Annotated in this window: 12 protein-coding genes; 9 read left to right on the top strand and 3 right to left on the bottom strand. The window is 66.3% G+C overall.

Features of this window, described 5'->3' with window-relative positions:
• Positions 1–228 precede the first annotated feature (228 nt).
• A complete protein-coding gene (locus tag K7711_RS20520; RefSeq protein WP_222971043.1) occupies positions 229–1,635 on the bottom strand; it encodes a cytochrome P450 in 1,407 nt (468 codons plus the stop codon).
• A gap of 48 nt (positions 1,636–1,683) precedes the next feature.
• Positions 1,684–2,196 (bottom strand): DUF6764 family protein, encoded by a 513-nt coding sequence (locus K7711_RS20525; protein ID WP_222971044.1) that lies wholly within the window; start codon positions 2,194–2,196, stop codon positions 1,684–1,686.
• A gap of 512 nt (positions 2,197–2,708) precedes the next feature.
• Between K7711_RS20525 and K7711_RS20530 the strand changes: the two genes are divergently transcribed.
• Positions 2,709–4,184, top strand: coding sequence for an MFS transporter (locus K7711_RS20530; protein ID WP_222971301.1), 1,476 nt, complete (start codon positions 2,709–2,711; stop codon positions 4,182–4,184).
• Between the two features lie 47 nt (positions 4,185–4,231).
• Here the strand turns inward: K7711_RS20530 and K7711_RS20535 are convergent, their stop codons facing one another.
• Positions 4,232–4,903 (bottom strand): S1 family peptidase, encoded by a 672-nt coding sequence (locus K7711_RS20535; RefSeq protein ID WP_222971045.1) that lies wholly within the window; start codon positions 4,901–4,903, stop codon positions 4,232–4,234.
• A gap of 583 nt (positions 4,904–5,486) precedes the next feature.
• Between K7711_RS20535 and K7711_RS20540 the strand changes: the two genes are divergently transcribed.
• The 8 genes from K7711_RS20540 to K7711_RS20575 are packed head-to-tail and all read left to right on the top strand — an operon-like array spanning position 5,487 to position 14,074.
• Positions 5,487–6,305, top strand: a complete 819-nt coding sequence (locus K7711_RS20540; RefSeq protein WP_040829399.1) for an MlaE family ABC transporter permease — start codon at positions 5,487–5,489, stop codon at positions 6,303–6,305.
• Positions 6,306–6,309: 4 nt separating this feature from the next.
• Positions 6,310–7,173 (top strand): ABC transporter permease, encoded by an 864-nt coding sequence (locus K7711_RS20545; protein WP_040829250.1) that lies wholly within the window; start codon positions 6,310–6,312, stop codon positions 7,171–7,173.
• 45 nt (positions 7,174–7,218) lie between these two features.
• Positions 7,219–8,682 carry an MlaD family protein gene (locus K7711_RS20550; RefSeq protein WP_235747508.1) on the top strand — a complete coding sequence of 488 codons (1,464 nt, stop codon included), beginning with the start codon at positions 7,219–7,221 and terminating at the stop codon, positions 8,680–8,682.
• Positions 8,679–9,707 carry an MCE family protein gene (locus K7711_RS20555; protein ID WP_222971047.1) on the top strand — a complete coding sequence of 343 codons (1,029 nt, stop codon included), beginning with the start codon at positions 8,679–8,681 and terminating at the stop codon, positions 9,705–9,707. The genes K7711_RS20550 and K7711_RS20555 overlap by 4 nt, the downstream gene beginning before the upstream one ends.
• Positions 9,704–10,699, top strand: coding sequence for an MCE family protein (locus K7711_RS20560; protein ID WP_222971048.1), 996 nt, complete (start codon positions 9,704–9,706; stop codon positions 10,697–10,699). Before K7711_RS20555 ends, K7711_RS20560 begins: the two co-directional genes overlap by 4 nt.
• A complete protein-coding gene (locus K7711_RS20565; protein ID WP_222971049.1) occupies positions 10,696–11,805 on the top strand; it encodes an MCE family protein in 1,110 nt (369 codons plus the stop codon). The genes K7711_RS20560 and K7711_RS20565 overlap by 4 nt, the downstream gene beginning before the upstream one ends.
• Positions 11,802–12,908 (top strand): MCE family protein, encoded by a 1,107-nt coding sequence (locus K7711_RS20570; protein WP_235747509.1) that lies wholly within the window; start codon positions 11,802–11,804, stop codon positions 12,906–12,908. The genes K7711_RS20565 and K7711_RS20570 overlap by 4 nt, the downstream gene beginning before the upstream one ends.
• Positions 12,905–14,074, top strand: coding sequence for an MlaD family protein (locus K7711_RS20575; RefSeq protein WP_222971050.1), 1,170 nt, complete (start codon positions 12,905–12,907; stop codon positions 14,072–14,074). Before K7711_RS20570 ends, K7711_RS20575 begins: the two co-directional genes overlap by 4 nt.
• Positions 14,075–14,148 lie beyond the last annotated feature (74 nt).

A 14,148-nucleotide genomic window follows, 5' to 3' on the forward strand; every position in this document is an offset into this window, starting at 1 on the left:
CGCTCACGATGCACAACGAGATGTATGTCGTCCCCGGCCCGGCATCCATTACTACATTTCCGAACGGCTTCGGCCAATCGCAGATCCGTTGTCATTGACCAGTTCCGATCGCAGTGTGATGTGTCACCGGTGTACTGACAGGCCTGTGATTCGGGGCGTAATCGCCGTTCGCGGGGGGCGCGGGGCCGACCTGGAGCAGTACCCAGCAACAACCGAAACGATGTCACGTCACATCGTATTGTGATGCGAATCACGAACGCGTCCTTGATGAGACACGACAATGAAGGTAATCCCGGAGCGCGGTCCCGTAGCGATGTTGTGCGGCACGGACATCGGGATCCGCCCTCGCGAATAATGGCGCGTAAGTGCCAGTTCGGTCCGCATGAGCAGGGTCGCGAGCACGATGCGCAATTCGTAGTCCGCCAGGGTGGATCCCAGACAGCGCCGATGCCCGCCGCCGTACGGCGCGAACTCGGCTGGGCCGTAACGACGGTCCAGGAAACGTTCCGGTCGGAACTGTTCGGGATCCGGCCACACCCGCGGATCCGAATGCAGCAACGGCACGGCGATGCCCATCGTGTCCCCGGCGTCCATCGCGGCGCCGCGCAAGGTGAACGGTCCTGTCAATCGGCGCAACACGATGGGCACGGGCGGGTGTAGCCGCAACGTCTCCTGGCAGACCGCGTCCAGATACGGCAGCCGGGACAGTTCGGCGGGATCGCCGTCCGGATCGAGATCGGCCAGTTCGGTGCGCAGCCGGGCCAGCGTCTCGGGATGCCGGTGCAGCCGGTACAGCGCCCAGACCAGACTGGTCGCGGTCGTCTCGTGCCCGGCGACCAGCAGGGTGCGCAACTGGTCACGCAGGTCGGCATCCTCGATCGCGGACCCGTCGTCGTGGCGGGCCGCGAGCAGCGTGGACAGCACGTCGCTGCCGGAGTGATCCGCGCCCGCCGCGCGCCGCGCGGCGACCTCGGCGCTGATCAGTGCGTCCAGCCGATCGCGGGCGGCCAGGAACCGATCCCAGGGCGCATGCCCGAAAGCGCTGTGCCGCAAGGCCGGAAGCAACATCAGCGGCCCATTGAAGGCATTCAGGAACCGCACCACCGCATCGGTGTATTCCATACGGCGAGAACGATTTCCGTCGCCGAAGAGGAGCTCCAGAATGACCCGCAGAGTGATCGCCCGCGCTGCCGCTCGCGCATCCACCCGGACACCGGGCCGCCATGCCGGGCCCGCACCCGAACCGTTCTGCTCGTCGAGCGCGGAATCGTGAATGACGTTGGCGTAGTGCGCAATATGCGACCGGTGAAAGGCGGGCGTCAGCAGTGCGCGTTCGCGGCGATGCCGCGGATCGCGAGCCAGGATCAGCGAGGCCGACCCGACCAGCGGTTCGATCGGATTCGGCAGCGGCGGCGTCAGCAACTCCACCGGCGCGCGGAAGAACTCACCGGCCCCCTCGGGCGTCCCGGTGAACACCGCACCCCCGAATCCGGGAAATCGCACCGCGAACGGATCCCCGTCCCGCCCCCGCCGCCACCGGAAGTACCGCTCGAAATCGACGCCCGCGGCCAGGGCGTGCACCAGCATCGGCCGCGGCGCCCGCAGCCCACCGTCGGCAGAAGTCACGGCAGTCATGTCAGAGATACGAGACCGGGCCCGATCCGGTTCGGTTCCCGGTCCGGATCAGCGGTCCGGTGCGGCGGTGCGCCACACCCCCAGGGGTGTGGCCAGGCAACTCGTGCCGCTGCGGGAATCCCAGGCCAGCGCGGCCGAACCCAGGCAGGTGACGCTGTGGTTGTCCGAGATCACCTGCGCCAGTGAGCCGTTCATCGCGAAACTCACACCGGGTCCGGTCGCGTCGTGCAGTGAGGTGAACGCATACGCCTGCGGCCCCACACCGATCGCGATCGGCATCCCTTCCGAACCCTCGCTCGCCCCGATCCCACCGGACACTCCCAGCCCCAGCGCGATCGCCCCGGCGTCGGCCTGCGCGAAACCGATACCGTCGTACCCGGCGGCGCGCGCGTGCCCGGAATCGCCGGCCGTGGCGCGGCACGCGGTGGTACCGGCCACCACCGTGATGTCCCGCCCACCGTCGGAATCGCACTGCACCTGGGTTGCCGATGCATTGCCAGTGGAGCAGAGGTAGACGCCGACCGCAACGGCTGAAACTCCAACTACGCTGATCACCTTCACCGTTCGCTCCCTCCTGGCCTACCTGCACACCATACCCAGAAGATTTGCTACGAGGAGGAATCGGGCACGTGAACGTTTCCCGCGCCCCCATGTCCGGCCATCCCCACCGTCTCATGTCTTCGTGGAAGCAGTGACTGCCACCGGACCACAGTTCGGTGGGTGGCCCCGATTGCCCGGAACCTGCCGCGCTCCGGAAATCGAAGTCCCAGCTCTGTGCTGGCGCATGGGTTACGCAGCGATCGCGGGGACGTCGGATCCGTCGCGGGTGCGGTGCCCTCGGTCACGAGGGCGGCACTGGAACTCGCGACGATTCGCGCACCGCGTACCCCTGTGGGGTCGGTGGTGCGGGCGTCCGAGGCGGCGACAGTCCCGGTGTTCTGTTCTCTTCCGGCGGGGAAATCACACAGACGGGCGGGCCGCGGATCGTAGCCTGAGGACGTGGCAGTGCGTGGCGCGAACAGGGAAACGAGGTGGCGCTCGTGACCGAGACGAACAGTGATGAGAGCTCGGGCGTGAGTGCGGCCGAACTGCCGCGGCTGCGGTCGCGGACCGGGCGGTGGATAGTCGTGGCGACCGTGCTGGCGTCGGCGGTGGCCTCGCTCGATGCCACGGTGGTCAACATCGCGTTGCCGCGGATCGGGGATGCGCTGCACACCGGGGTGGCGGGGCTGCAATGGACGTTGAGCGGCTACACGCTGACGCTCGCGTCGTTCATCCTGCTCGGCGGGTCACTGGGCGATCGGCTCGGGCGACGCAAGGTACTCGTCTGGGGCACAGTCGGTTTCGCGGCCGCATCGGTGCTGTGCGGCGCGGCGGTGAATATCGAGATGCTGGTGGCCGCGCGGATCGTGCAGGGAGTGGCGGGCGCGCTGCTGACGCCGGGCAGTCTGGCGCTGATCTCCTCCTCCATCGACGAGCGCGATCAGGGGGCCGCGATCGGGCTGTGGTCCGGGTTCGGCGGTATCGCGAGCGCGGCCGGGCCGTTTCTGGGCGGCTGGCTGATCGAGGTGGCCTCCTGGCGGTCGATATTCCTGATCAACGTGCCGCTGGCCGCGATCGTGGTCGCGGTGGCGCTGCGGCATGTGCCCGAGAGCCGGGATCCGGGGGCCGCGCGCCGGGCGGATGTGCCGGGCGCACTGGTGGTCGCTTTGGCCCTGGGCGCGTTGACCTTCGGATTGATCGAGAAGATCCCGCTGCTCGCGGTCCTCGGCGTGGTGCTGCTGGCGGTGTTCGTGGTGATCGAACTGCGCAGCGATCATCCACTGGTCCCGCCGGCGTTGTTCCGCTCCCGGGTCTTCACCGCCGCCAATCTCGTGACGCTGGCCGTGTACGCCGCCCTGGGCGGGGTGTTCTTCCTCCTGGTTCTGCAACTGCAGCAGGTCGCGCACTTCTCGCCGTTGGTCGCGGGGGTCGCGACCCTGCCGATGACGGTGATCATGCTGGCGCTGTCCGCGCCCGCCGGTCGATGGGCCCAGCGGCACGGTCCGCACCTGCCGATGACGGTCGGACCGCTGCTGGCTGCGGCCGGACTGGTCCTGTTGCTGCGCATCGGCCCCGGCTCCGGACATGTGGGGGGTTATCTGCGCGACGTGCTGCCGGGCGTGATCGTGTTCGGTCTGGGATTGTCCACGCTGGTGGCTCCGTTGACCGGGGCGGTGCTGGGCGCGGCCGGATCGTCCGAGGCGGGCATCGCCTCGGGGGTCAACAACGCCGTCGCCCGGACCGCGCAGTTGCTCGCGGTGGCCGCGCTGCCCGGTCTGGCCGGGATCTCCGGATCGGTCACCGACGCGGCCGCGATCGATCACGGGTTCGGGGTGGCCATGTGGATCTGCGCGGGACTGCTGCTGATCGGATCGGCGATCGCCGCGGCACTGCTGGGCGGACCGCGACCGCGCCGCGAGCCCGGCGCGGTCGACACGATGCCGCAGTGCGGGATGAGCGGCCCCGCCGTACAACCGGATGTCCCCGGACATGCCGCGGGGCGGTGATCCGGATTCGGATCACCGCCCCGCGGCGAGTGGTTCGGACGGTCGGATCAGATCGGGTTGTAGCCCGAGCCGACGCCGCCGCGATGATTGAGATCGTTGAGGATGGCGTTCATATTGGTGCCGACCTCAGGGCCGAAGCAGGCCACGGCCAGATAGGCGTTGACCATGCCGACCAGTTTGGTGCCGACGACGACCGGCGCGCCGGAATCGCCCTCGACCACGCACATCTGACTCCAGGTCTCATCGGTCTGGAAGATGTCGCCCCAGGCGATGCCGCAGGTGTTGCCGGTGGTCCGGCCCTCCTTGCAGACGATGTTGGGGAACATGGCCGGCGCGCCCACACCGGTGATCGTCACATTGCCGATGTGGTTGGTCGGCGTGACCTTGCCCGGATCGAACTGGATGACCGCGTAGTCCAGATCGTGGTTGGAGTAGACGAAGTGACCGATCACTCCGGCTCCGCGAGCCTGTTCGGCCCACACCTGCGCGCCTGCTTCGCCGCAATGCCCGGCGGTCAGTCCGACCAGTCGCCCGCCTCGGTCGTGACCGATGGTGGTGACGGTGCATTCGAACTGGTTGTCAATGATGATTCCGGAACCGCCGCCGATCACCGGCGCACCGCCGGCGGCGTGCGCGACCCCCGCGCCCGTACCGAGCAGCGCCGCGCCGATGGCCACGGCGAAGGCGGTGCGCGCCGCCTTGGCGAGTGTGTTGAACATGTCCCTCCAGAGACGTCGGAAGCCCGCACGATATCAATCCATGTCGTACTACATCCTGTCAGTATCGTCGCGCCCGCGCGTGCGGTGTGACAAGCAAGTTTGCCGGATCGATGCCGGTGAACCGAGTGTGACGGTGCGGTTGCCATTACCACGGAGTCAGGTGGTGACCGGCGAGTCGCCGCTACGACACGAGTGTGATACGTCCGGGATCGGCTCGCCCGAGAGTTACGCTCATCGCGCATCGAAAAACAGCGATTGGTTTTGGATAAACGTAATCCGGGGTATTCAGCCGGACTGCGGACCCAAGTTGGACGGGCGTTCAAGAACGTAGAACGTGTTCTAGAAAGCAATCGGTCTTTTTGTGGTATTTACCAACCGCTTGTCCCGAGTCACAGCCATTTAGCGGCTGTGATCTGGGTCAATGACTGCAGTCACTGATGGTGGTGTGTTTTTCCTAACTCCGTAGTAAGGTGCCTCAAGCAAACAGTCGTCGGGGCGGGTAACCGACGTCGAGAGGGGTTAGCCAGTGCAGTTCACCACCGACCGTCCGGGCGGGCCGGAGGCCGTACGCCCAGCGTCACGAATGAGTGGTGCGCTCGACTGGGGCAGAGGCTATTGGCAGGATCATCCGAAACGGTCGATCGAGACCTTCGGCCGCCAGATCACGATGGGTATCGAAGCCGTCGGTGAGCTGTTCGTCAGCATCTTCCGCGGACGCTTTCCATTTGCGGAATTCGTTCGGCAATGCGCGTTCATGGCCAGTGTCGCCGCCGCGCCGACACTCCTGGTCGCCATCCCCATCGGTGTCATCGTCTCGATTCAGGTCGGTTCGGTAGCCCAGCAGGTCGGCGCGACCTCGTTCATCGGCGCGGCGAACGGACTGGGCATCATCCAGCAGGGCGCACCGCTGGTCACCTCGCTGATGATCGCCGGTGCGGTCGGCTCGGCGGTCTGCGCAGACCTCGGCTCGCGCACCATCCGCGAGGAGATCGACGCGATGAAGGTGATGGGCGTCGACCCGCTGCGGCGCTTGGTCGCCCCCCGGCTCGGCGCCGCTATGTTAGTGTCCGTTCTGCTGTGTGGCTTCGTGGTTTTCGTCGGTTTCCTGACCGGCTACGTGTTCAACATCTTCGCGCAGAGCGGTACGCCGGGTTCCTACATCGGCACGTTCGCGTCGTTCGCCGTGACCACGGACCTGCTCGTCGCCCTCGTGAAGTCGTTGATCTTCGGACTGCTCGCGGCGATCATCGCCTGCGATGCCGGACTCACCACGCGCGGCGGCCCGGGTGGCGTCGCCAACTCGGTCAACACGGCGGTGGTGCTCTCGGCGGTGATGCTCTTCGGCGTCAACCTGATCATCACGCAGATTTACAACACCCTGTTCCCCGCACAGATGGTCTGAGCCGGTGTCGTCAACTTATGTCCCGCCGCTACTGCGGCCACTCGAGCGCATCAAGCACTCCGCGGGCGCACCCCGCGACTGGCTCGCGCGCATCGGCCATCAGGTCTTCTTCTTCCTGCGGTCGCTCGGCTCGATCCCCTTGGCGTTCAAGCACTATCCGAAGGAAGTCTGGCGGCTGCTCTCGGACGTCACCTGGGGTAACGGCAGCCTGATCGTCGGTGGTGGAACCATCGGCGTGGTGCTCATCCTGAGCGCGTTCGGCGGTATGACCGTCGGCATCCAGGGCTACACCTCGCTGAACCTGCTGGGTCTGAGCCCGATCACCGGTGCCATCTCGGCCTTCGCCACCACTCGCGAGCTCGGCCCGATGCTGGCCACGGTCGCCTTCGCCGCACAGGCCGGTTGCCGATTCACCGCGCAGCTCGGCTCGATGCGCATCGCCGAGGAGATCGACGCCCTGGAATCCCAGGCCATCCGGCCGCTGCCGTATCTGGTCAGCACCCGGATGATCGCCGCGATGATCGCGATCGTCCCGCTGTACTGCCTGGCGCTGCCGTTCGCCTACCTGACCTGCGCGTGGACCGTCGGCCTGTACGGCGGCACCGCGAGCGGCACCTTCCAGCACTACTTCTACCAATTCCTGGTCCCGCACGACGTGCTGTGGTCGCTGTTGAAGGCCATCGTGTTCGTCGCGATCACCACGTTCATCCAGTGCTACTACGGGTTCTTCGCCTCCGGCGGTCCCGAGGGCGTCGGCGTCGCGGCCGGCCGGGCGATCAAGTACTGCATCATCGCGGTCGTGTTCGCCGACCTGTTCATCACGCTGGCGGTCTGGGGCGTCAACCCCGGCATCAGGATCTCGGGATAGGGGGGCGGGCACATGATCATCGATCCGAGTGGCCGCGGACCGACAATGCGGCAACTGCTGGTCGCGGGTGCGTCCGGCCTGATCGTCTTCGCATTGATCCTGGGTTTCCTGATGGCCCGCTACAAGGGATACATCCTGCACCCCAAGGTGGATGTCACCGCCGATCTGAGCACCACCGGTGACGGCCTGCCCGACAACGCCGACGTGAAGTTCCGCGGAATCCTGGTGGGTTCGGTCAAGGAAGTCGCGGTGGCCGACAAGGGCGCGCAGCAGCAGGTGCACATCGAGATGAAGCCGGACTTCGTCGGCAACATCCCGTCCACCGTGACCGCGCGCGTGGTCCCGAGCAACCTGTTCGCCGTCACCTCGGTCGAACTGGTCTACAACGGTCCGGCGCAGTCCCATCTGCGCGCGGGCTCGACCATCGCCGAGGACCGCAGCCAGGGCACCATCGCCCTGCAGGACACCTTGACCACCGTGCGCACCATCCTCGACAAGATCGACCCGGTGCAGCTGGGCCGGGTGCTCAGCACCCTGTCCTACGGACTCGAAAGCGGCAGCCGGGTACCGGGTTCCACGGTCGAGCGCCTGGACAACGTGCTGACCCAACTGCGCAAGGCCGTGCCGGACGTCGGGCAGACGCTGGACAACTTCTCCGCGTCGATGCACGCGCTGAACCAGTCCGCGCCCGAACTGATGGGCTCGCTGGCCGAGTCGGTGAAGACCGCGAAGACCATCTCGGACAAGCGTGCCGCGGTCGCGGGCCTGATCACCGGCACCGAGAGCACCGTGGACAAGGTCAACGCGCTGTTCGCCGCCAACGGTGACGCCGGTAAGCGGCTCACGGTCGGCACCGGCGATCTGTTCGGCGCGCTGACCAGCCAGCCGGATGCGCTGCCGATCGCCATCGCGAACCTGAACAGCTCGATTCGTCAGCTGAACACCACATTCCACTGGGGTCCGCAGAAGCAGATGGTCTGGAACATGGGCCTGACCTTCACCCCGTACAAGCCGTACGACCGCAGCGACTGCCCGCGGTACGGCGCCATGGCCGGACCGAGTTGCGGTACGGCGCCGGCGGTTTCGGATCCGGGCACGCTGCCCAACGCGCTCAAGCCGCGAGCGCTGGATTCGGCGAAGGGGCTGCCCAAGCTGCCCGCGATTCCGGGCCTGCCCGCGATCCCCGGGTTCACCGCGCAGACCGCCGCCCCGCAGAACAACGCGCCGAACGCGGCCAACCCGTTCGCCGGAAACCCGCTGCAGAACCTTTTCCCGCACGGCATTCCGGGCCTGACCGCCCCCGCGGCGGCCACGCCGAACAAGCCCGCCTCGGCGCAGCTGCCGAACAAGCCCGTCGCGGCGCCGATCGCCGGGACGACCGACTACACCGGTGATGCCGCCATCACCGCACTGCTGGGCCACCGCCCGACCGTCGCCGAATACGTGCTGCTGAGCTCGATCCTGAGGGGTGGAACCTTGCAAGTGACCGATAACGGTGCAGGCCGATGAACATTCGTAAACCCCTGATCGGTTTCGGCGTCTTCGCGATCGTCTCGGTCCTGGTGACGGTGACCATCTGGAATACGCTGGCGCGCAGCGTGAGTGGGTCCACCACCAGCTATTCGGCCACCTTCAGCGACGTGCTGGGCCTGCGGCCCGGCGACGACGTGCGCATGGCCGGTGTGCGAGTGGGCAAGGTCGACAAGATCGACCTGGACAAACAGCACCACGCCGTCGTCACGTTCATCGTGCAGAGCGATCAGACGCTGTACGGCACCACCAAGGCCCTGGTCCGCTACCAGAACCTGATCGGCCAGCGGTACGTCGCGCTGGCGCCCGGAACCAAGGGCGTCGCGGCTCCCCTGCACGACGGCGGCTCGATCCCGCTGGCCCAGACCGAACCGTCCTTCGACATCTCCGGACTGCTCAACGGTTTCGAACCGCTGTTCCAGACCTTGCAGCCCGAACAGGTGAACCAGCTGTCCAACACCTTCATCCAGGCGCTGCAGGGTGACGGAGTCTCGTTGAGCGCGTTCATCACTCAGGCCGCAGCACTCGCGGGCGACTTCCAGCGCCGCGACGCCATCCTGTCCGACGTGATCACCAACCTGTCGGGCGTCATGGCGGGGTTGGCGAAACGAGGCGACGAATTGGAGACGCTGGTGACCCAGACCCGCGCGCTGATCGGCGGGCTGTACCAACAGGGCCAGTCCCTGCAGACTTCGACGGTCAAGATCGCCGACGCCACCACGGCGATGGTGAAGATGCTCGGCGGCGTGCAGCCCAAGATCGCGGCCGCGCAGAACGCCAGTACCAGCGCGCTGACCATGCTGATCGGCAACGGCGCGAAACTCGACCAGGCGGCGATCGACCTGCCGAACATCATGTCCGATGTCGGTAAGTTCACCCAGGACGGCGCCTACGCCAGTGCCTACGTGTGCACCCTGGACATCTCGCTGTACGGCGTACTGCTGCCTCGCGGCCTGCTCAACCAGATCGGCGGACCCTCGCACTCGGCGGTGTGCCGCCCATGACGAAGCTCAAGGAACGTTTCAACGCGAACCGCTACTTCTGGCTGGGCATCGTCGGTGCCGCGCTGGTGGTGCTGCTGCTGGTGGTCTCCTCCAGTTTCGGCAAGCTCGGCGTCGGCAAGCAGGACATCAAGGCCGAATTCGCCCAGACCGCCGGTCTGAAGACCGGTGACAAGGTCGACGTGGCCGGTGTTCCGGTCGGCACGGTGTCCTCGCAGAAGCTCGAGGGCGACCACGTGCTGATCACGTTGCAGGTCAACGGCGATCTGAAGCTGGGCGCGGACGCCAAGGCCGCGATCAAGATGGCGACGCTGCTGGGCGCGCGGTACGTCAGCCTGGATCCGGGCGACGGCTCGGGTCTGAAGGACGGCCGGATCCACAAGAACAACACCACGGTTCCGTACGACCTGTCCGATGTGATCCAGATCGGCACCCCGAAGTTCGAGGCCCTGGACACCCAGAAGCTGACGCAGACCTTCAAGGTGCTGGGCGATCAGATCGACGGATCCCCGCAGCTGACCGCGCAGGCGCTGGACAGTGTCGGCGCGCTGGCCAAGACCATCAACGACCGCAAGGACCAGGTCGACGGCCTGCTGAAGAACCTGGACCGGGTCACCAAGATCCTCGGCGACAACCGCAACAGCGTGCTGCTGGTGATCACCCAGGGCGAGGCGATCGCCAACCGGGTGATGGAGCGCCAGCAGCTGCTGCGTCAGTTGCTGGACAACGTCGCCTCGCTGACCAGACAGCTGCAGCAGATCGGCGCGCAGAACAACAACCAGATCGGCCCGACCATCACCCAGCTCGACACGATGGCCGCGGGTCTGCAGAAGAACAAGGACAACCTCGACCGGCTGCTGCAGATCATGCCGCCCGCGTTGCGGCAGTTGAACAATGCCTTCGGCAACGGCCCCTACGGTGAGGTCGCCCTGCCGTGGTTGTTCCCGGACAACTGGTTGTGCTTCGCCCGAGTGATCGAGGGGTGCCAGGGATGAGACCGACCGCACGGGCGATCGCGCGGATCGCGAAGGGCATCGGCATCGGCGCCGTGGCCGTCGCGGTGGGCAGCTGTTCGGCAATGCCGCTCTCGGTGCAGGACACGGTCGGGGCGAGTACGCACATCACCGCCGACTTCCGCAATGTCGCGGGCATGTTCGTGGGCAATCCGATCACCGTGCTGGGCCTCGAGGTCGGCAAGGTGGACAAGATCGTCCCGCACAGCCAGTACGCCGAGGTCCACATGACCATCGACAGCGATGTGAAGATACCGAAGAACGTGACCGCGGCGCTGATCTCGCCGTCCATCGTGACCGATCGGCATATCGAACTGACCCCGGTGTACACCGGCGGGGCGACCCTGCCGGACGATTCGCACCTGACCATCGAGTCCACCCGCACCCCGGTCGAACTGGACACCCTGATCAAGACCATCGACCAGTTCACCGCCTCGCTGAAGCCGGCGCCGGGCACCGACGGTAAATCGGGTCCGCTGGACGGCACGCTGCTCTACGACATGGTCAACGGCCAGGGCGAGAAGATCCGCGACACCCTCAACGCCCTGTCCGGCGCGTTGAAGATCGGCGTCAACAACAAGGACGCGATCTCGGAGATCATCATCAAGCTCAACGAGCTGACCACGATGCTGGCCGACAACGACAAGTCGGTGCGGGACTTCAGCAACAAGGTCACCCAGATGTCCACGCTGCTGGCCCAGCAGGCGCCGGGTCTGCAGGGGACGCTGGATCAGCTCAACGCGTTCCTGTCCAACACCAGCGGCACCTTCGGCCAGTATCAGGATCAGCTGGCCTCCAGCCTGACCGGGCTGACCAATGTGACCAATCAGCTGCGCACCAACGCCGCCGGCCTGATCGAGGTCGTGGACGTCGCGCCGATGCTGTTGCAGAACGTGGACAACTCGATGGATCGCGGCCGCCACTTCGTGCGGCTGCACGCCCTGATCGGCACCGTCCTGGACGGTGAGGTGGTCAGCGCGTTCTGCGAGAAGATCCAGATGCGCGCGGACGGCTGCCGGACCGGCAAGGTGCAGGATCTCGGTCCCGACTTCGGATTGACCGCGGCAATGTTGGGATTGACGAAATGATCCAACTGATGCGAAAACGCCTGAGCCGCACCGTTATTGCCGCTACTGCGGCATCGGCGGTGCTGGTCCTGGCCTCGGGATGCGGGCTGACGGTGGAATCCCTGCCGCTGCCCAAACCCGGCACCCGGGGTGATACCTACACCGTGCACGCGGTCTTCTCCAACGCGCTGAATCTGCCCGATCAGGCCAAGGTGAAGATCGGCGGCTCGGATATCGGCACGGTCTCGCACATCACCACCAAGAACTTCCAGGCGGTGGTCGACCTGACCATCCGCAAGGACATCGACCTGCCCAAGGACACCACCGCCGAACTGCGCCAGGCCACTCCGCTCGGCGATGTGTTCGTCGCGGTGAGCAGGCCGAAGGACGCGGCCAGTCAGCCGCCGCTGCAGAGTGGCGACACGATCGGCATCGACCGCACCTCGGCCGGTGCGACCGTCGAGGAACTCCTGCTGTCGGTGTCGATGCTGTTCAACGGCGGTGGTATTTCGGCGCTGACCAAACTGACCGGCGAGCTGGACTCGGTGGTGGGCGGGCGACCGCAGCAGCTGGCGGATCTGCTCAAGCAGATGACCGCCGTCACCACCACGCTGCACGCCGACAGTGCGCGAATCGACGGTGTGCTCAACGGATTCGACACGCTGGCCAACACGATCCAGGAGCATCACGACGAGCTCGGCCAGGTCGCGAATACGCTGCCCTCGATGATCGGCACCATCGCCGAGAACAACAAGGCGCTCGGCGACCTGCTGACCAAGATCTCCACCACCAGCGCCGCCCTCGGCGACTACGCCAACACCACCTCGGATCAGTTGTCCAGTCTGTTGGACAACCTGCGCAAGCTGATGTCGGCGCTGTCCCAGTCGCAGAAGTCCTTCGGCCCCATGCTCGATGCGCTGCATCTGGTGCGGCCCGGGGTGGACGCCTCGTTCAAGGGCAACAGCCTCGCCGTCGCGGCGACGCTGACCAACCTCGACGTCGGCCTGATCACCGATCCGGCACACAGCAAACTCTGGGATCTGCGCGACGCGCAGGACTTCACCGGCAGCCTGATCCAGGTGCTGCAGGTCGTCCAGGGCCGGTTGCAAGGGGGTCACCGATGAACTGGGTGCGGCGGCACAAGATGCTGGTGTCGAACGTCGCGCTGGTGATCGCCCTGGCGATCGGCGCGTCGTATCTGCTGGTGAGTGTGATGCGGGTGAATCCGCTGCAGAGCACGTACGCGGTGACGGTGGATCTGGACCAGTCCGGTGGACTGCAGCCCGGTAACGACGTCACCCTGCGCGGCTACCGGATCGGCAAGGTGCAGGACATCACCCTGACCAACGCCGGCGATGCGATCCGGGCCGATGTCTCGATCGACTCCCGGTACAAGATTCCCTCGGACACCGAGGTCGCGGTGCAGGCGCTGTCCGGCGCGGGTGAGCAGTACATCGACTTCCGCCCGAAGACCGACCAGGCGCCGTACCTGTCCAACGGTTCGGTGATCAAGTACGACGCGAACCGGATCCACACCCCGACGCCGGTGTGGGCGGTGCTGGACAATTCCAGCTCCTTCTTCAAGCAGATCGATCCGGCCCGGCTCAGCAGCATCCTGAAGGAGATGGACACCGCGCTGAGCGGCGGTCCCGATCAGCTGCGCAGCATGATCGATGCGCTGAGCCTGGTCACCGCGGGTCTGGACAGTCTGCTGCCGCAGACCACCAACCTGCTGGCGAACCTGCGCACGATCGCGGCGACCACCTCGCAGGCGCAACCTGATCTGGGCACGCTGACCAACAATTCGTCCACGTTGTTCAAGCAGTTCAACAACGCCAACGACGAATTGACCAAGGTGCTGGACAAGGCGCCGGGCCAGATGCAGGAATTGGGTGCGGTGCTGGACAAGACCGCCGATCCGATCACCAAGCTGGCGAGCAATTTCTCGGCCATCACCAAGGCCGCCTCGCTGCGCCTGCCCGCGTTGCGGGCGTTGTTCCCGGCTCTGGTCACCGGTAGTTCCGCGATCGGCGTTCCCGCCCACGACGGCGAGTTCTACACCATCGTGGACATCTGGCCGCGGCCGTACTGCGCGTACGCGCACCCGCTGAGCGCTCCCTGGCGAGTGGGCGACGGTACGCTCAACAAGTACAACTACTGCACCAACCCCCCGCCGGATCAGCAGATTCGTGGTTCGGCGAATGCTCCTCGGCCCGCCATCCCGAACAACGGTGCGCAGATGCCCGCGGGAGTCGATCCGAATGCCCGGACCTTGCCACCGGTGCGGTGAGTGGTCACCGGCACGGCGGCGATCCCGTCGGCGAGTCCCTACACTCGGCGGGTGTCCCGCGTGGTCCGGGCCTT

It is taken from the genome of Nocardia coffeae, assembly GCF_019890715.1.
Classification (GTDB): domain Bacteria; phylum Actinomycetota; class Actinomycetes; order Mycobacteriales; family Mycobacteriaceae; genus Nocardia; species Nocardia jiangxiensis.